At 41.8% G+C, this 361-nt stretch carries 1 protein-coding gene; it reads left to right on the forward strand.

The window, feature by feature from the left end; genetic code table 11:
- A partial coding sequence (locus A3729_RS32855) for a hypothetical protein (RefSeq protein WP_197475790.1) occupies positions 1 to 361 on the forward strand: 361 nt, incomplete at both ends.

Here is a 361-nt window from a genome sequence, read left to right on the forward strand (position 1 = left end):
ACTCCTCAGATTCCAGAGTATTTGAAAGCGGAGCCTAGTGAGATTGAGCAGCTGATTGAAGCCTTAGTAAGCTTACTGGTTCAAGAACACTCAAGTGAGAAACACTTACCGTCTTTTCACGCAAGCTTGAAAGAAATGCGTAACGACTTAATACAGTCCTACCCAGATACAGGTGCGGAAATATTTGAGCGAATTATTCGAACGGCTTTCCCCGAGTTAGTAGATGATATTCTTGCTTTATTAGCAATGCTTGATATCTATGACGAGTGGCTCTTGACTAATATATTAGATCTGAATGAAATGCCTGCGTTGCAGCAGCAAGGCATGTTGTGGCAAAAGCGCTATGAAATTTTTGGTGAGG

The sequence above is a fragment of the Oleiphilus sp. HI0043 genome (genome assembly GCF_001634935.1).